Annotated in this window: 12 protein-coding genes; 9 read left to right on the top strand and 3 right to left on the bottom strand. The window is 55.1% G+C overall.

What is annotated here, in order from left to right; translation table 11 throughout:
- Window positions 1-62: 62 nt before the first annotated feature.
- The 7 genes from sspA (at window position 63) to FFB58_RS15085 (ending at window position 6,832) form a co-directional block, all read left to right on the top strand.
- On the top strand, window positions 63-701 hold the full coding sequence (sspA, locus tag FFB58_RS15115; protein WP_039031606.1) for a stringent starvation protein SspA: 639 nt from the start codon (window positions 63-65) through the stop codon (window positions 699-701).
- Window positions 702-706: 5 nt separating this feature from the next.
- The gene (gene sspB, locus FFB58_RS15110; RefSeq protein WP_039031832.1) at window positions 707-1,198 is read left to right on the top strand and encodes a ClpXP protease specificity-enhancing factor; all 492 of its coding nucleotides are present in this window, start codon (window positions 707-709) and stop codon (window positions 1,196-1,198) included.
- Between the two features lie 465 nt (window positions 1,199-1,663).
- Window positions 1,664-2,368, top strand: coding sequence for a DUF1120 domain-containing protein (locus FFB58_RS15105; RefSeq protein ID WP_138370319.1), 705 nt, complete (start codon window positions 1,664-1,666; stop codon window positions 2,366-2,368).
- A 168-nt stretch (window positions 2,369-2,536) separates the two neighbouring features.
- Window positions 2,537-3,208, top strand: coding sequence for a fimbria/pilus chaperone family protein (locus tag FFB58_RS15100; RefSeq protein ID WP_138370318.1), 672 nt, complete (start codon window positions 2,537-2,539; stop codon window positions 3,206-3,208).
- Window positions 3,209-3,228: 20 nt separating this feature from the next.
- Window positions 3,229-5,607: a fimbrial biogenesis usher protein gene (locus FFB58_RS15095; protein WP_138370317.1), complete on the top strand. Its 2,379-nt coding sequence runs from the start codon at window positions 3,229-3,231 to the stop codon at window positions 5,605-5,607.
- Window positions 5,604-6,134, top strand: a complete 531-nt coding sequence (locus FFB58_RS15090; protein ID WP_138370316.1) for a hypothetical protein — start codon at window positions 5,604-5,606, stop codon at window positions 6,132-6,134. Before FFB58_RS15095 ends, FFB58_RS15090 begins: the two co-directional genes overlap by 4 nt.
- Window positions 6,131-6,832 carry a DUF1120 domain-containing protein gene (locus FFB58_RS15085; RefSeq protein WP_286172773.1) on the top strand — a complete coding sequence of 234 codons (702 nt, stop codon included), beginning with the start codon at window positions 6,131-6,133 and terminating at the stop codon, window positions 6,830-6,832. The genes FFB58_RS15090 and FFB58_RS15085 overlap by 4 nt, the downstream gene beginning before the upstream one ends.
- A 41-nt stretch (window positions 6,833-6,873) precedes the next feature.
- Here the strand turns inward: FFB58_RS15085 and FFB58_RS15080 are convergent, their stop codons facing one another.
- Window positions 6,874-8,292, bottom strand: coding sequence for a glutamate synthase small subunit (locus FFB58_RS15080; protein WP_039031611.1), 1,419 nt, complete (start codon window positions 8,290-8,292; stop codon window positions 6,874-6,876).
- Window positions 8,293-8,301: 9 nt separating this feature from the next.
- Window positions 8,302-12,762, bottom strand: coding sequence for a glutamate synthase large subunit (gene gltB / locus FFB58_RS15075; protein ID WP_138370315.1), 4,461 nt, complete (start codon window positions 12,760-12,762; stop codon window positions 8,302-8,304).
- A gap of 681 nt (window positions 12,763-13,443) precedes the next feature.
- Between gltB and FFB58_RS15070 the strand changes: the two genes are divergently transcribed.
- Entirely contained in the window at window positions 13,444-14,388 is a 945-nt protein-coding gene (locus tag FFB58_RS15070) for a TIGR01212 family radical SAM protein (RefSeq protein ID WP_138370314.1), read from the top strand.
- Here FFB58_RS15070 and FFB58_RS15065 read toward each other — a convergent pair.
- Window positions 14,365-15,867 (bottom strand): helicase HerA-like C-terminal domain-containing protein, encoded by a 1,503-nt coding sequence (locus FFB58_RS15065; RefSeq protein WP_138370313.1) that lies wholly within the window; start codon window positions 15,865-15,867, stop codon window positions 14,365-14,367. The genes FFB58_RS15070 and FFB58_RS15065 overlap by 24 nt on opposite strands.
- A gap of 137 nt (window positions 15,868-16,004) precedes the next feature.
- On the opposite strand from FFB58_RS15065, the gene FFB58_RS15060 reads away from it, so the two are divergent.
- Window positions 16,005-17,642, top strand: a complete 1,638-nt coding sequence (locus FFB58_RS15060; RefSeq protein WP_138370312.1) for a dihydroxyacetone kinase subunit DhaK — start codon at window positions 16,005-16,007, stop codon at window positions 17,640-17,642.
- Window positions 17,643-17,684: the final 42 nt, after the last annotated feature.

Raw genomic sequence — 17,684 nt, 5'->3', positions numbered from 1 at the left:
AACATCTGGCTGGCCTGTATGGCCGGTAGCAGTAAAAATTCTGAATATACCTGGAGGTTTTCATGGCTGTCGCTGCCAACAAACGTTCGGTAATGACGCTGTTTTCTGGTCCTACTGACATTTATAGCCATCAGGTTCGTATCGTGCTGGCCGAGAAGGGTGTCAGTTTTGAGATCGAGCATGTGGAAAAGGATAACCCGCCTCAGGATCTGATCGATCTCAACCCAAGCCAGAGCGTGCCAACGCTGGTGGATCGTGAGCTGACCCTGTGGGAATCCCGTATCATTATGGAATATCTGGATGAGCGTTTCCCGCATCCGCCGCTGATGCCGGTCTACCCGGTTGCGCGTGGGGAAAGCCGTCTGTACATGCAGCGTATCGAGAAAGACTGGTATACGCTGATGAACGTTATTGCTAACGGTTCCTCCTCAGAAGCCGATGCCGCGCGTAAACAGCTGCGTGAAGAGCTGCTGGCCATCGCACCGGTGTTCGGTCAGCGTCCATTCTTCCTGAGCGACGAGTTCAGCCTGGTAGACTGCTACCTGGCTCCGCTGCTGTGGCGTCTGCCGATTCTGGGCGTTGAGTTCAGCGGTCCGGGCGCGAAAGAGCTGAAAGGCTATATGACGCGCGTATTTGAACGCGACTCTTTCCTGGCTTCTCTGACTGAAGCTGAACGTGAAATGCGTCTCGGCCGGGGCTAATGATTGTGGAAATGTCACAGCTGTCTCCGCGCCGTCCGTATCTGCTGCGTGCCTTCTATGAATGGCTGCTGGATAACCAGCTCACGCCGCACCTGGTAGTGGATGTGACGTTACCGGGCGTGCAGGTTCCTATGGAATACGCACGTGACGGGCAAATTGTGCTGAACATCGCGCCGCGCGCGGTGGGCGGTCTTGAGCTGGCGAACGACGAAGTACGCTTCAATGCCCGCTTCGGCGGCGTTCCGCGTCAGGTTTCTGTGCCGCTGGCTGCCGTACTGGCAATCTATGCGCGTGAAAACGGCGCGGGCACCATGTTTGAGCCGGAAGCGGCTTATGATGAAGACGTTTCCAGCCTCAACGATGAAAATGGCGCAGCCGAGAGCGAAAGCGAACCGGTTATGTCGATTATCGACGGCGATAAACCCGATCACGACGATGACCCTGACGATACACCGCCGCCGCGCGGTGGGCGTCCATCGTTACGCGTTGTGAAATAAAATTTGTAAACAAAAGGGCCGAAAGGCCCTTTTTTATTTCTGCTGCCCTTGTCTACAGTTGTAGGAAAGCAGCCATTCAGTCGCTTAAAAAGAGTTTTATTAATTATCATTAGTCTGCAATCTATTTGTATGGATTATTAAACCTTCTGTTCTTTTATCAGTGTGATATATTTAATTTAATTGCATCACGATTACTCTCTTGATTTTTAGCCTGAAAACTAACCCCAACCTGGAGTGCGATTATTTCTGCACCCACAATCTATTTTTTATAAATATGTTTTTAGGTAAGGTTGAAAATTTGTTTAGATATCATAAATACTCTCTATGAGAAAATCCTGTAACCTTGTCGACACTATTTATTACAAATAGTTTATTAATAATACCCTCCATAGTGAGTCGTAATATTTCAAAAGGAAACAACCAGCTAATTAGAAAGTTGGTTGATCAAGTTAAGGAAATTTAAAAATGGCTTTTAAACTTAATTTATCCGCGCTGGGTGTATGTGCTGCTCTGCTGGTCGCTGCTCAGGCAAATGCTGCTAACGATGTAACGTTAAAAGTCTCTGGTAGCGTTGTTCCGGCTGCTTGTACTCCGACATTAAGCAACAGTGGTGAGGTGTCGTTCGGTTCTATCGCAGCAGCGTCTATTCGTACCGCAACATCCGGTAACACCCTGGTACAGCTGGGTAGCAAGGATATTAACCTGAGCGTGACCTGCGATGCGTCAGCATCAGTAGGTTTGAAAGTAACAGATAATCGCTCCAGCTCGGCGGTGGCCTTGTCTGCAAACAAATTCCTTCCTCATCCAATTGCTGGTTTCAACAATTCTGATGACCCTCTGTTTGGCTTTGGGCTGGGTAAAGCAGCCAACAACGCGAACATTGGCGTGTACACCATTGTTGCTGTCAGCGCGAACGCCACTATTGATGGCGCTGCTGCAAAACTGTACTTCACTGATGATAACGGCGCAAACTGGAGAACCGATACTGCCGTTCGCCAGCGCCTGTCACGTATCACTGGTATAGGCAAAGCAGGCGGCGCTGCGCCAGACATGTTCACCGAAATATCTGTACCGCTGAAAATTTCCGCTGGCGTTCAGACCAGCGATATCCTGGGCTTCGATGAAATTAACTTCGACGGTAACGCTACGCTGAGCCTGGTATATCTGTAATATATAATTAAAGGCATGCGATAAATAATCTATAAAGGTAAAATGTCGCATGCCAGTTAAAATACTATGATTTTATTTTCTTCTTATTTTTTATGATTTTATTGTGGTAATTATTTTAACCTCTGGGAGTTAACACTTTCTTTCATTATTACTATTAATGAGAACATTATGAAACGTAGCGTTATTCTTTCACTGCTTATTTTATCCGGACAGGTATTTGCCTCAGGTATGTTGCCTGAAACGTCCGTATTGCTGGTTGACGCAGAAAAAGGTGAAGCCAGTATGAATGTGACAAACACCGATTCGGGTCCAGCATTGCTTTACACCACTATTGTTGATTTGCCAGAAAGCGACAAGACGGTGCGTTTAATTGCCTCGCAACCTGTGGTACGGGTAGAGGCAGGGGCGATGCAACGTGTTCGCTTTATGTTGCAGATGACAAAGCCGCTAATGCATGAAGAGCTAAAAAGGGTCACTTTTGAGGGGATTCCCCCTAAAGAGAAAAATAAACAGAGACTGGCTGTTACTGTGCGTCAGGATCTGCCGGTAATTATTCATCCTGCCGGACTCGCGCAAGATCTTGAGCCATGGAAACACCTCAAGTGGAACAAACGCGGTAACGACTTAGTGGTAAGTAACCCATCGAGTTATGTGGTCCGGATGACGGCCGCTTTTACCTCTTTGCCCTCTGGCAAGCAAGGCTCATTGAAAAACACCTATTTATTGCCTCACACCAGTATGACGCTGGCGCTGCCCAATAAATCGGATACTAAAGTGGAATTTTATCCGGCCAGTCGCTATGGATACAAAGGTGAACGATATATAGCACCGTTACAGTAAGTCGTTCAGGGAATACAAGGATGTTTAAAAGAACGCTGCTCGTGTGTGCGCTCAGTTTGATATTATCGAGGCAAGGATATGCCTCTGATACAGATCCCTCTCCGATTGAGTTTGATATTGAAACATTAAAATCTTTAGGTATTGATCCTGGGATATCCGGTTATTTTGCCCAAAAAGCACGGTTTATGCCCGGTAAAATTTCTATAACAGTTATTGTTAACGGGGAAAATAAAGGCAATATCATTGCCTCTTTTAATCAGGACGGCGAACTCTGCTTCAGTAAGTCGTTTATTGAGCTGGCGGGTTTACGTCTTCCTGCTGATTATACAGAGGGATGTTATGACTATCTTAAGCACTTTCCAGAGACGGTACTCAATCCTGTGCCGGGCCGGGAATTGGTTGAGTTAGTAGTGTCAGCTGATAACATTGCCCGCCAAAGTTTATCAGCAGCTGAATTTATTACTGACGGTTCCGCTGGTGTATTGAATTATTCGGCGATGAGTTCACGCAGCGAATATAGTGGTGACAGTGCGACCTATTCTCAGATGCAGCTTGACGGCGGTGTGAATGTCGCCGGTTGGTTATTACGTAGCCAGCAGCTCTTAAGCCATTCTCAGGGGCAGTTTAACAGTGAAAATGGGCAGACCTATTTGCAGCGTACTTTCGTAGGTTTACGCACTACCGCCATGGCGGGAGAAGTAAATATGAACAACGCGCTGCTGGAAGGGGTTGGTTTATATGGCATGACATTTACGCCAGAAGATGCGCTGGAAGCACCAGAAGGGAGAATAAAGGTCAGCGGCATAGCCAATACCAGCCAGGCGCGAGTCGAGGTTCGCCAGCAGGGGATCCTGATTCATTCCACTCTGGTTCCCGTTGGGCCGTTTACCTTATCAGATATTTCACTGCGCAATTACACCAGCGATCTGAACGTCACGGTTATCGAAAATGACGGTAATAAGCATAGCTATGCGGTTCCTTCCACGCTTTATCTTCAGCGGATGGGCAATCCGGCTGGTTTCTTTTTATCGTTGGGACGCGTCAGCGACAATTATGATGACAAACCTTTGGTAGTCAGCGCGTCAAACGGCTGGCGTTTACTGTCGGGCAGCAATATCAATGTCGGTGCGATTGTCGCCAGTGATTTTCAGGCGGTGGGGGCAAGTATTGATGCAGCCCCCCTGACGCCGCTATCGCTGGGTCTGAAGGCGAATCAATCATACGATCGCAAGCTTGCGCTGCATGGGCAGAGCTACCGCGCTGAGGCCAGCATGACGATGGCGGCCGGCTTAAGCATTACGGCGTCATCGGCTTACTACACCTCTGGCTATCGCGAGTTCTCGCAGTTTATTGATCGAAACTACACCGCGACGAAAAAGCTGGAATATTCAGTTGGACTCCAGTGGAGCAGTCCAGGCTGGGGAACTTTCAGCAGCAGTTTCTATGAGACGAAAAGTCGCCAGGATGACACTAAAACCGGTTATGTAACGGCAGGCTGGGGCGACAAGATTTTTTCTGCGTATGTCTCGGCTAACTGGCAACGTCAGCTGAATGGCAGCAGTGGCGAGGGGAAAAAAGAAGATTCGTTCTATCTCAACGTCAGTATTCCGCTGGGTAAAAGTCACGTGAATACCTATGTGCGTCATGGAGATAGTGAAACCCGGTATGGCTCAACGATGTCCGGTAATCTTGGAGACGAGACTATTTATACCCTGGGAACTGATAAGGGCAGGTATGCGCACGACAGGAGCGTAAACGCGAGCATCAGCAGCAATCTGCGCTATACGCAGTTGATGCTGAACGGCAGCGTGGCAGGGCAGGATCGGCGCAGCTATACCGGCTCATTGCAGGGCGGGATTGTGGCCCACGGCGATGGCATTACGTTATCGCCTGTACCGGTACGTGAAACGTTCGGGATTGCCTCACTGGCACAGCCGCTTTCAGGGGTAAAAATTGATACGCCTCAGGGGCCAGTCTGGACGGATTCGCGCGGATATGCCGTATTGCCTGCGCTTAACGCCTGGCGGAATTCCCGTATTGAAGTGAGTACCGAAACGTTGCCTAAAAACGTCGATATCGGCAACGGTACGCACCAGCTGAAGCAGGGCCGGGGTTCTGTGGGGAAAGTCCAGTTTACTGCCGTTACCCAGCGTCGCGTCTTACTGGAAATAAGTATGGCTGATGGTAAAAAACTGCCTAAAAACCTCGCCATTACGGACGAGGGCGGCAACTACCTCACCACATCCGTAGACGAGGGGGTGGTTTTCCTGAATAACGTCAACTCAAGTCAGGTGCTCCTGGCCCAGGGGGAGTCCGGCGTCTGCCGCATTAAGCTGGCGTTACCGGAAGTGGTGGAAACAGGCGTGTTCTACGAAACGGCAAAAGGAGTTTGCCTGTGAAAAAAATCGTGCTGATGGTCGCTCTGCTGGCCATATCGGGGCGTGGCTGGGCTGAATGCCAGATTTTTGCCAGCCAGCAAAAGGTGAGCTGGGGCAATCTGAGCCCCGCCGAGCGGCAGCAAGTTAAAGGACCATTGCTTTCACTGCCGGAAAAACAATTCCAGGTGCGGGTGGTATGCAGCGAACCGCGGCGTATACGGCTGTTTCCGGGGAGCGATCGTGTACAAAACGGGACGTTTGCACTCGGTGCCGACGGTGAGATGCAGATAGTCGGCTCGCATGCCTGGGTTGATGACAAACCTGTCCGTCTTGCGCCGGTCAATCTGGCAGATGTCCTGCCGCACTCCAGCGACAGCGAGAACCTGGCGATTTTACCGCATCAGGGGCTCGCTTTCATGGACGGCAGCGAGACCTACGGGAAAACGGCTACGGTAACTTTTACCGTCCGTTCTGCCATCAAACCCGGCGCGATTGTTGAAAGAACTACATGGCGCGGTAACCTGAAGATAAAAATGGATGTGCGATGATGCGACGAATATGCGTGCTGGTGACAGTCCTGATGGCCGCCTCTGCGGCGGCAAATGATACCGTCAGCGTCGACTTTGAGGTCACGGCTGATGCCGCGGCCTGCACCCCGACCCTGAGCAATAACGGCGTCGTTGATTTCGGTAGCCGTACTACAGGAAGTATCTCTACTGCTACTTTTTCCCAGCTTGGCACGCGAGATATAACGTTATCGGTCACCTGCGAATCCTCTACAGCAATAGCCATTACTGCCCGGGACACGCGTGCAGCGTCGGTAGTATCTGGCGAGGATGAAAATGGCCATACGGGAGCGCGGTTTCAGATTAATGGCGGACAGTACGTCAGCGAGCCGGCGCGGCTTTTTGGACTCGGGTTGACGGCGGAGAAAAAAGCGATTGGAAGTTATGCCGTACAAATCAATGCGGCAGGCGTGACCGCAACGGATGGCGACAAAAGCGTGTTGGTTGATATTGCGGGTTCGGCAAACCAGGCGGGGCCGTGGGCAAAAAGCGCCTTATTGCCCCTGCCAACAAGTCAGGACTATTTTTACACCTTTGTGCAGAAAGGTATGCTGAGCCCACAGCCCATCAGCACCGTCAGCCTTCCGCTGCAGGTGAGTGTTACATTGGCGAACAAATTGAACAGCAGTCAGGTGATTAAGCTGGACGGCGAAGCAGTGATCAGCATCGTCTATTTGTGATAGGACGCTCGGCGGGCCTGCGCTCGCCGAGCCCTGATTTATTACACTTCCAGGAAGTTCATGATGCCCTCAGCCGCTTTACGGCCTTCGGCAATGGCGGTAACTACCAGGTCTGAACCGCGAACGATATCGCCACCGGCGAAGATTTTCGGGTTGCTGGTCTGGAAGGCGTTATCGCTGCCTTCCGGGGCAATGATGCGGCCCTGAGAATCCAGCTCAACGCTGTGTTTCGCCAGCCACTCCATGCTGTGTGGACGGAAACCAAACGCCATCACCACCGCATCGGCCGGGATCACATACTCGGAGCCGGCAACGATTTCCGCGCGACGACGGCCTTTCGCATCCGGCGCACCCATTTCAGTACGCGCCATCTTCACGCCGCTGACTTTACCGTTGGCATTCACTTCAATACCCAGAGGCTGGATGTTGAACTGGAACTCCACGCCCTCTTCACGCGCGTTTTTCACTTCGCGTTTGGAGCCCGGCATGTTCTCTTCGTCACGACGATAGGCACAGATAACGTGCGTGGCATTCTGACGAATGGAGGTACGCACGCAGTCCATCGCGGTATCACCACCGCCCAGAACCACCACGCGTTTGCCTTCCATGCTGACGTACGGCTCATCAGCGGTTTCGCCGTAGCCCATCATCTGCTTGGTATTGGCAATCAGGAACGGCAGCGCGTCATATACGCCCGACGCGTCTTCGTTCTCCAGCCCACCGCGCATCGACTGATAGGTACCCACGCCCAGGAACACCGAGTCGTAATCTTTCAGCAGATCGTCGAGCTGTACGTCACGGCCCACTTCGGTGTTGAGTTTGAACTCAATGCCCATGCCGGTGAAGATTTCACGGCGGCGGGTCATCACCTCTTTTTCCAGCTTGAAGGCCGGGATGCCGAAGGTGAGCAGACCGCCGATCTCCGGGTGACGGTCAAACACCACGGCTTTCACGCCGTTGCGGGTCAGCACGTCGGCACAGGCCAGGCCTGCCGGACCGGCACCGATGATTGCCACGCGTTTGTCGGTCTGACGCACGCCGGTCATATCAGGGCGCCAGCCCATTTCGAACGCTTTATCATTGATATAGCGTTCGATGTTGCCGATAGTCACCGCACCGAACTCGTCGTTCAGGGTGCAGGAGCCTTCACACAGACGGTCCTGAGGACACACGCGGCCGCACACTTCCGGCAGGGTGTTGGTCTGGTGAGACAGCTCGGCGGCCTCAAAAATACGCCCTTCGTTGGCCAGCTTAAGCCAGTTCGGGATGTAGTTATGGACCGGACATTTCCACTCGCAGTACGGGTTACCGCAGGACAGGCAGCGGTCTGCCTGTGCTTTGGCCTGGCCTTCGGAAAACGGCTCGTAGATTTCAACAAATTCAATTTTACGGATCTTCAGCGGTTTCTTCGGCGGATCAACGCGCTGCAAGTCGATAAACTGGTAAACATTCTGGCTCATCTGAATTCCTTACTGCGCCTGCACACGCAGCTCTGCTGCGCTACGACTACGGTGACCCAACAGGGCTTTAACATCGCTGGACTTCGGTTTAACCAGCGCGAATTTCGCTGAGAACGCCGGCCAGTTCGCCAGGATCTCTTCGCCGCGCACGGAACCGGTGTGGTGCACGTGCTCGGTAATCAACCCACGCAGGTGCTCCTCGTGGATCGCCAGGCTTTCAACATCCAGCACTTCCACCAGCTCCGGGTTCACGCGTTTACGGAAGTCACCGCTTTCGTCCAGGACATAGGCGAAACCACCGGTCATACCCGCACCGAAGTTAACGCCGGTTTTACCCAGTACGCAGACAATCCCGCCGGTCATGTATTCACAGCCGTTATCGCCGATGCCTTCAACCACGGTGATAGCACCGGAGTTACGTACCGCGAAACGCTCACCCGCACGACCTGCGGCGAACAGACGACCACCGGTTGCACCGTACAGACAGGTGTTGCCGATGATGCTGGCATCACAGCTGCGGAAGGCTGAACCCACCGGAGGACGTACCGCCAGCAGACCGCCCGCCATGCCTTTGCCGACGTAGTCGTTGGCATCGCCGGTCAGGTAGAGCTCAACGCCGCCTGCGTTCCAGACGCCGAAGCTCTGGCCCGCGGTGCCGCTGAAGTGCGCGGTAATCGGATCGGCAGCCAGACCCTGGTCGCCGTGCGTCTGTGCGATATAACCCGAGAGGCTTGCGCCCACGGAACGGTCGGTGTTGCGAATATCAAACCAGAAGGTTTTGCTCTGCTTCTCATCCACAAACGACTTCGCCTGCTGCAACAGTTGGGCGTTCAGCACGCCATTGTCGAACGGCGGGTTGTTCTCGGTGCAGTACACCGCTTTGCCTGCCTTAGGCTCAGCCGTTTCCAGCAGACGGGACAGCTTCAGGTTCTGCTGTTTGGCGGTGAACCCGTCCAGCTCTTTCAGCAGGTCGGTACGGCCAATCAGATCCACCAGACGCGTCACGCCCAGCTGCGCCATCAGCTCGCGGGTTTCGCGGGCGATGAAGTCAAAGTAGTTAGTCACTTTGAACGGCAGACCGTGGTAGTGGTTCTTACGCAGCTTCTCGTCCTGGGTCGCAACACCGGTTGCGCAGTTGTTCAGGTGGCAAATACGCAGGTATTTACAGCCCAGCGCGACCATCGGACCGGTACCGAAACCGAAGCTCTCTGCACCCAGAATCGCCGCTTTAATGATGTCGAGGCCGGTTTTCAGGCCACCGTCCACCTGCAGGCGGATCTTGTGACGCAGACCGTTAGCCACCAGGGCCTGCTGGGTTTCAACCAGACCCAGCTCCCACGGACAGCCCGCATATTTCACGGAGGAGAGCGGGCTTGCGCCGGTACCACCATCGTAACCGGCGATGGTAATCAGGTCGGCATAGGCTTTCGCCACGCCGGTGGCGATAGTGCCCACGCCTGGCTCGGAAACCAGCTTCACGGAGATCATCGCTTTCGGGTTGACCTGTTTCAGGTCGAAAATCAGCTGCGCCAGATCCTCGATAGAGTAGATATCGTGGTGCGGCGGCGGGGAGATCAGCGTCACGCCCGGTACCGAGTAGCGCAGTTTGGCGATGTACGGGGTCACTTTGTCACCCGGCAACTGACCGCCTTCGCCCGGTTTTGCACCCTGAGCGACTTTAATCTGAATCACGTCAGCGTTGACCAGGTAGGCAGGCGTCACACCGAAGCGGCCGGAAGCAACCTGCTTGATGCGCGACACTTTATTAGTGCCGTAGCGCGCCGGATCTTCACCGCCTTCGCCGGAGTTAGAGTTCCCGCCGATGCTGTTCATCGCTTCTGCCAGCGCCTCGTGGGCTTCCGGACTTAACGCGCCGATAGACATCGCGGCGGTATCAAAGCGCTTGAACAGCTCGGTTGCTGGTTCAACGTCGTTGATGCTGACGGCGGTATCACCCGGGTTCAGCGCCAGCAGGTCACGCAGCGTGGCCGCCGGACGGTTGTTTACCAGCTCAGCATACTGTTGATAATCGCTGTACTCGCCGCTCTGAACGGCCTGCTGCAGGGTGCGCACCACATCCGGGTTATAGGCGTGGTATTCGCCGCCGTGCACGTACTTCAGCTGTCCGCCCTGATCCAGCGGCTTACGCGCCAGCCAGGCACGTTTGGAGAGGTTCAGCAGATCCTGCTGGAAGTCGCTGAAGTCCGCTCCGCCGATACGGCTGATCACGCCCTGGAAGCACAGATCCGCGACGTCATCATGCAGACCCACGGCTTCGAACAGCTTCGAGCAGCGGTAAGAGGCGATGGTCGAGATGCCCATTTTGGACATGATCTTGTACAGACCTTTGTTGATGCCGTTACGGTAGTTCAGCATCACGGTACGGTAGTCTTTTTCGATGGCGTTGGTGTCGACCAGTTTTGCCAGCGTTTCGTAGGCAAGGTACGGGTAGATCGCCGTCGCGCCAAAGCCCAGCAGCACGGCAAAGTGGTGCGGATCGCGGGCGCTTGCGGTCTCAACAATGATGTTGGCGTCGCAGCGCAGGCTCTTGTCCACCAGGCGAGTCTGGATTGCACCCACCGCCATTGGTGCCGGAACCGGCAGGCGGTTCTTCGCAATGTTACGGTCGGAGAGGACCAGCAGGACGGTACCGTTACGCACCATCTGTTCGGCCTTATCACACAGCGCTTTCACCGTCTCTTCGAGGCTCGCTTCGGTCACGTCAAAGGTAATATCGAGCGTGTCGGCGCGATAATGTTCCTCTTTCATGGTGGTCAGCTGGGTGAAATCGGAGTAGAGCAGAATCGGCGATTTAAAGGTCAGACGGTGGGCCTGGCCTTCGGCTTCGCAGAAGACGTTCATCTCACGGCCGATGCTGGTGGCCAGCGACATCACGTGTGCTTCACGCAGCGGATCGATTGGCGGGTTGGTAACCTGCGCAAACTGTTGACGGAAGTAGTCGTAAATGATACGCGGCTGGCTGGAGAGCACGGCGAATGGGGTGTCGTCGCCCATGGAGCCGACCGCTTCCTGGCCGTTTTCACCGAGCACGCGGATAACGGAGTCCAGCTCTTCCGCGCTGTAGTTAAACTGTTTCTGGTAGCTGGCAAGAGTATCATCATCCAGCTCGCGGCTGCCCACGTCCTGATCCGACAGATCTTCGAACGGCACCAGACGGCGGACGTTTTTCTCCATCCACTCTTTATACGGATGACGGCTCTTCAGATCGTTATCGGTTTCCGCAGAGTGCAGAATGCGACCGACACGGGTATCGATAACCATCAGCTCGCCAGGCCCAACGCGGCCTTTTTCCACCACTTCGTCAGGCTGGTAATCCCAGATACCCACTTCAGAGGCACAGGTAATCAGCTTGTCTTTAGTGATGACGTAGCGCGCAGGGCGCAGGCCGTTACGGTCCAGGTTACAGGCGGCAAAGCGGCCGTCGGACATGACGATACCGGCCGGGCCATCCCACGGCTCCATGTGCATGGAGTTAAAGTCGAAGAAGGAACGCAGCTCCGGATCCATATCCGGGTTGTTCTGCCAGGCTGGCGGAACGAGCAGACGCATGGCGCGGACGATATCCATCCCGCCGGCAAGCAGCAGTTCCAGCATGTTATCCATGGAGCTGGAGTCAGAGCCGGTTTCGTTCACGAACGGCGCGGCATCGTGCAGATCCGGGATCAGCGGAGTCTGGAATTTATAGGTACGGGCGCGTGCCCACTGGCGGTTACCGGTGATGGTATTGATTTCGCCGTTGTGCGCCAGGTAACGGAACGGCTGCGCCAGCGGCCAGCGTGGTACGGTGTTGGTGGAGAAGCGCTGGTGGAACAGGCAAATGGCCGATTCCAGACGCAGGTCCGCCAGGTCCAGGTAGAAGCGCGGCAGGTCAGCCGGCATACACAGACCTTTATAGATGTTCACCAGGTTCGAGAGGCTACAAACGTAGAACTCTTTATCGTCCTGCAGGCGTTTTTCAATGCGGCGGCGGGCGATGAACAGGCGGCGTTCCATATCACGCGGACGCCAGCCCGCAGGCGCGTTGACAAAGATTTGCTCGATACGAGGCAGCGAGGAGAGGGCGATTTCACCGAGGACCCCTTCGTTGGTTGGCACATCGCGCCAGCCGACAATAGACAGAGTTTCGCGTTGAAGTTCTTCTTCGACGATGCGGCGTGATACGGCTGCTTTTTCAGCGTCCTGATTCAGGAACAGCATGCCGACGGCGTAGTTTTTAGCTAAACGCCAGCCGCGCTCTTCCGCCACGATGCGGAAGAAACGATCCGGTTTTTGCAGCAGCAGACCGCAACCGTCGCCGGTTTTACCATCCGCGAGGATAGCGCCACGGTGCTGCATACGGGCCAGTGCGTGTATAGCGGTACGCACTACCTTGTGGCTAGGTTCGCCTTCTATGTGGGCGATCAGGCCGAAACCACAGTTATCCTTCTCAAGGGATTTATCGTACAACATATCAGTGAACCTCCCCAGGCTCGTCGGGCTTCCCACTGAACCGTGGCGCACAGGCACAGAAAGAGCATGGCGACGGGGTTTGCGTTTCATACGCGTACCTCGCATTCGCCCTCTTAATATCCTTTTCGCGCAGGTAAACAAGTTTGAGGACTTGCTTCAGAGGGAATCTCAATTACTGCATAAATATGATGAGCAGGCTGCTCATCCAGAAAGCTTCCAGCGGATTTCCAACTTATCGGGAATCGGTACACAGGTCAAATGGCAATCTTATTTATACAAAAATGTGCTAAAGAAAGGTTAGTGAATTGATTTATATGGATATTTAACCTCTTTCACATCCCTGTAACCTTGCTGTGGGCTTTGGGGTAGTGTGATCTGACTCACTATATGAAAGCGGTATTATCGCTGTAGCATGCTAAATAGTGCGATTTAAGCAGGATATAATGCCGCCGCATGGGAATAACCCGCATGATGTCACTGTTTTTTAGCGCGGACGATATAAATGAAAAAAACCATCAGAACATAAGGAAAAGTAATTAAGCAGGCGATGAATGAAATTGCAATTATCTTGGTTATTTATGCAAAGGATAAAAGCGCACCGTGGCGATTGATCCAGGTCATCGCCGACGGCGGTTAAAAATGGCAGGCTTGTCCCCTTTCTACGGGGCGGTCTAACAGATTATGCAGTTACAGAAATTAGTCAATATGTTTGGTGGGGATCTTTCACGCCGGTACGGGCAAAAGGTCCATAAGCTGTCGCTCCACGGGGGTTTTAGCTGCCCGAATCGCGACGGCACTATCGGACGCGGCGGCTGCACCTTCTGTAACGTGGCCTCCTTTGCTGACGAAGCGCAGCAGCATCAGTCCATTGCCGCCCAGCTTGCTCATCAGTCCACGCGGGTGAACCGTGCGAAGCAGTATCTGGCCTATTTCCAGGCTTATACCAGCACTTGGGCTGAAGTGCAGGTGCTGCGCTCGATGTATCAGCAGGCGGTGAGCCAGGCGAATATTGTCGGGCTCTGCGTCGGCACGCGCCCGGACTGCGTGCCCGAGGCGGTACTCGATCTGCTCAGCGAGTATAAAGAGCAGGGATATGAGATCTGGCTGGAGCTGGGATTGCAGACCGCGCACGATAAAACTCTGCATCGCATCAACCGTGGACACGATTTTGCCTGCTATCAACGCACAACCCGGCTGGCGCGGGAGCGCGGGCTGAAAGTCTGTACCCATCTTATCGTCGGCCTGCCGGGAGAAGGGCAGCATCACGCCCTGGAAACCCTGAATAAGGTAGTCGAGACCGGGGTGGATGGCATCAAGCTGCACCCGCTGCATATCGTCACGGGCAGCATTATGGCGAAAGCGTGGGAGGCCGGGCGACTGAACGGCATTGAACTGGACGAGTATGTCCTCACCGCCGGGGAGATGATTCGCCACACGCCGCCGGAGGTGGTGTATCACCGCATCTCTGCCAGCGCCCGCCGTCCAACGCTGCTGGCACCGCTGTGGTGCGAGAACCGTTGGACGGGGATGGTGGAGCTGGACCGCTATCTGAATGAGCAGGGTGTGCAGGGCTCGGCGCTGGGTACACCCTGGGCGCCGACGTTACCGGCGGCGTCCGCCCAATAAGCTGCCCAGCACACCGCGTATAATCTGATTCGTCACCTGACGCGCCGCGCTCTTCGCCATGGTTTGCACCACGCCGTCGCGTTTACCTCCGCGCGGCCCGGTGCTGCCAAACAAAATGTCTTTTAAGCCGCCGAGGATCCCGTCATCGACCGCCACGGTCTGGCCTTTAGCGGCAGGCGCCTGCTGCTGTTCCGTGGTGGCCTGCACCCCTTTCTGCAGCATTTCAAACGCCGACTCCCGGTCCACCTCATCTTCGTACTTACCGTAGACCGGCGAGTGGTTGATCAGCCCGTTACGCTCGTCGTCGCTGACCGGCCCCATTCTGGAGTTGGGCGCAATGACCATCGCGCGCTCGACCATGGATGGACTGCCTTTGGCATCGAGAAAAGAGATCAGCGCCTCGCCGGTGCCCAGCGCCTGAATGGCCGCTTCGGTATCAAACGCCGGATTGGCGCGCATGGTCTGGGCCGCGGCTTTCACGGCCTTCTGATCTTTAGGCGTAAAGGCGCGCAGGGCATGCTGGACGCGATTACCCAGTTGGCCCAGCACGTTGTCGGGAATATCAGCCGGGTTTTGCGAAACGAACCAGACGCCCACGCCTTTAGAGCGGATCAGGCGGATCACCTGCTCGATCTTATCCAGCAGCACCTGCGACGCATCGCTGAACAGGAGATGGGCTTCGTCAAAGAAGAAGACCAGCTTCGGTTTTTCCAGATCGCCTGCTTCCGGCAGTTGTTCAAATAGCTCAGAGAGCATCCACAGCAGGCTGGCCGCGTAGAGCTTCGGCATCTGGTAGAGCTTTTCCGCACTCAGGATGTTGATGATGCCTTTACCGCTGCTGTCGGTACGCATCCAGTCCTTGATATCCAGCATCGGCTCGCCAAAGAAGTGTTCGGCTCCCTGCTGCTCAAGGGAGAGTAATCCACGCTGGATGGCGCCAATGGAGGCGGAGCTGATATTGCCGTACTGCGTCTGGAAGGCTTTGGCGTTATCGCCGATGTACTGCGTAATGGCCCGCAAGTCTTTGAAATCGAGCAGCAGCAGCCCCTGGTCGTCGGCAATGCGGAAGATAATGTTCAGCACGCCAGACTGCACCTCGTTCAGATCGAGCAGACGCGCCAGCAGCAGCGGGCCGAGATCGGAAACGGTCGCCCGCACCGGATGCCCCTTCTCGCCGAAAATATCCCACAACACCACCGGATTGCTTTGCGGCTGCCAGTCGGTGACGCCGATGTTTTTCAGCCGTTCGAGTAATTTATCCGATGCGACACCCTCCCGGGCTACGCCGCTGAGATCGCCTTTTACGTCAGCCACAAACACCGGCACGCCAGTGTTCGAAAATGACTCGGCCAGCTTTTGCAACGTCACCGTTTTACCCGTACCCGTTGCGCCTGTGATTAGGCCATGACGGTTCGCCATCGCGGGCAGTAAAAACAGCTCAGTATCCGGCGTGCGGGCAATCAGCAGGGGTGTACTCATGATGCATTTCCTCGTGGGATCCTGCGTGGAGTATAGGCAACCTGACGGCAAATTGAATGTGTCAATTTCTTACTTTGCAGCGCATTACGCAACGCGGGCTATGCTTTTGCATACGGTAAACAACATATTGGAAAGCTATGTCCAGATTCTTCTTTAACGACCGCAAACAGCTGGTCAATGATGCCATTGAAGGTATGCTGATCTCCGCTCCACACGGCAATCTCGCCAGGCTGGATATCGATCCGGCTATCCGCGTGGTGGTGCGTGCCGACTGGGATAAAAGTCGCGTCGCGGTCATTTCCGGCGGTGGCTCCGGCCATGAACCGGCCCATGCGGGTTTTGTTGGTAAAGGGATGCTGACCGCAGCCGTCTGCGGCGATCTGTTCGCCTCACCGAGCGTTGAGGCGGTGCTCAGCGCCATTGTGGCGGTGACGGGGGATCGTGGCTGTCTGCTGATTGTCAAAAACTACACCGGGGATCGTCTCAACTTTGGCCTCGCGGCAGAAAAAGCCAAGCGCTACGGGCTCAAAGTGGAGATGGTGATCGTGGCCGATGATATCGCCCTGCCGGATAACAAGCAGCCGCGCGGCATCGCCGGAACCGCGCTGGTACATAAGGTCGCCGGATATGCCGCCGAACAGGGTAAGTCGTTAAACGAGGTGCGCGATATGGCACGCGAGGCCTGCGACAACCTCTGGAGCCTGGGTGTGGCGATGCAGACCTGCAACCTGCCGGGCAGCGACGATGAAGAGGGGCGCATCAAAAAAGGCCATGTTGAGCTGGGGTTGGGGATCCACGGCGAGCCCGGAGCCTCGGTGGTGGATACGCAAAACAGCAGGGAGATTATTGATACCCTGGTGCAACCGCTGCTGGCGCAGGCGGGCGAGGGACGGCTGGCGGTGCTCATCAATAACCTTGGCGGCGTGTCGGCCCTGGAGATGGCGCTGCTGACCAAAGAGCTGGCGCATTCCGCCCTGAAGGATCGGATTGCGTATCTGATTGGCCCGGCGCCGCTGGTGAGCTCGCTGGATATGAAAGGTTTTTCGTTATCCCTGCTGAAGCTGAACAAGACGTTTGAGCAGGCGCTCAACGCGCCGGTAGAGACGCTGGGCTGGCAAAAGCCCGTGGCCTTTGAGCCGCTGCGTACGCTGAAGCATACCCCGCTGCATGACAGCGTGGAATTTACCCCGTCGGCAAATGCGCGGGTTGCGCAGCACGTCGCTGCGGTGACGGAGCGGTTAATCGCCCTTGAAAACCGCCTTAACGCCCTGGACGCGAAGGTCGGGGATGGCGATACCGGTTCGACCTTTGCGCAAGGGGCACGGGACATTGCGCAATGGCTGGAAGAGGATCGCCTGCCGCTGAACGATCTGCCGCAGCTGTTGCTGGTAGTGGGCGAACGGCTGGCGACGGTAATGGGCGGGTCGAGCGGCGTATTAATGTCGATCTTCTTTACCGCTGCCGGGCAGGCGCTGCGTAGCGGCAAGCCGTTGCCGGATGCCTTGCTGACCGGGCTTGCGCAAATGAAACACTATGGCGGGGCCGATCTGGGGGATCGTACCCTGATCGATGCCCTCCAGCCGGCGCTGGAAGCGTTGCAAAGAGGGGATATCCAGGCCGCGTCAGAGGCCGCGAAAAAGGGTGCACAAGCGACAGCCAGTATGCAAAAAGCCGGAGCAGGGCGTTCATCGTACGTCAATAAAGAGAATCTGGCTGGGGTGACCGATCCGGGCGCGGTGGCGGTTGCAGAGGTGTTTGGCGCGTTAGTGCGGTAGTGGAGAAACGCCCGGTAAGGCGCAGCCACCACCGGGCAATAA

Origin of the sequence: Enterobacter sp. MF024 (assembly GCF_005843915.1) — a bacterium.
GTDB lineage: Bacteria > Pseudomonadota > Gammaproteobacteria > Enterobacterales > Enterobacteriaceae > Enterobacter > Enterobacter barmai.
Note: the sequence above shows the minus strand (reverse complement) of the source record. Positions and strands in the feature narration are given on the sequence as shown.

Coding starts and splice junctions, on each gene's coding strand:
- FFB58_RS15060 (WP_138370312.1), top strand. CDS start 16,005: ATGTCCAGATTCTTCTTTAACGACCGCAAACAGCTGGTCAATGATGCC.
- FFB58_RS15070 (WP_138370314.1), top strand. CDS start 13,444: ATGCAGTTACAGAAATTAGTCAATATGTTTGGTGGGGATCTTTCACGC.
- gltB (WP_138370315.1), bottom strand. CDS start 12,762: ATGTTGTACGATAAATCCCTTGAGAAGGATAACTGTGGTTTCGGCCTG.
- FFB58_RS15085 (WP_286172773.1), top strand. CDS start 6,131: ATGATGCGACGAATATGCGTGCTGGTGACAGTCCTGATGGCCGCCTCT.
- FFB58_RS15105 (WP_138370319.1), top strand. CDS start 1,664: ATGGCTTTTAAACTTAATTTATCCGCGCTGGGTGTATGTGCTGCTCTG.
- FFB58_RS15065 (WP_138370313.1), bottom strand. CDS start 15,867: ATGAGTACACCCCTGCTGATTGCCCGCACGCCGGATACTGAGCTGTTT.
- FFB58_RS15080 (WP_039031611.1), bottom strand. CDS start 8,292: ATGAGCCAGAATGTTTACCAGTTTATCGACTTGCAGCGCGTTGATCCG.
- FFB58_RS15100 (WP_138370318.1), top strand. CDS start 2,537: ATGAAACGTAGCGTTATTCTTTCACTGCTTATTTTATCCGGACAGGTA.
- sspA (WP_039031606.1), top strand. CDS start 63: ATGGCTGTCGCTGCCAACAAACGTTCGGTAATGACGCTGTTTTCTGGT.
- FFB58_RS15095 (WP_138370317.1), top strand. CDS start 3,229: ATGTTTAAAAGAACGCTGCTCGTGTGTGCGCTCAGTTTGATATTATCG.